Annotated in this window: 1 protein-coding gene; it reads right to left on the bottom strand. The window is 37.5% G+C overall.

Going from position 1 to position 365, the window contains the following annotated elements:
• On the bottom strand, positions 1–338 hold a 338-nt coding region (locus tag EIZ48_RS28945; RefSeq protein WP_160658827.1), incomplete at its 3' end, for a hypothetical protein.
• Positions 339–365: the final 27 nt, after the last annotated feature.

Below are 365 nucleotides of genomic sequence, written 5' to 3'. Positions count from 1 at the left end.
GTACTTTTTCTATCTAATTTGCATCCGGCAAAATCGGCATCGGAATACCCAAGCAATTCAAAATGTGTGTTATGCGGATAAAATAATCCTAAATTTGTAGTTCCTACCAAATATCTAAATATGCGTTTAACCGCTTTGAAATGCGATTCCTTAGGATCCGATTGATATCTAGCACATAAACATACACTAAACATAATATCCGGTCTACTAGCCGTTAAGTATAAAAGAGAACCTATCATACCTCGATAAGTCTTTTGATCAAAACTCTTACCGGACTCATCTTTATCAAGCTTAGTCGAAGGACTTATAGGAGTTGGTGCGGGCTTTGCATCACTCATTTTGAAACGCTTGAGCAAATCCCGAAC

The organism is Photobacterium alginatilyticum, assembly GCF_009910675.1.
In the GTDB taxonomy this organism is placed as follows: Bacteria; Pseudomonadota; Gammaproteobacteria; order Enterobacterales; family Vibrionaceae; genus Photobacterium; species Photobacterium alginatilyticum.
Note: the sequence above shows the minus strand (reverse complement) of the source record. Positions and strands in the feature narration are given on the sequence as shown.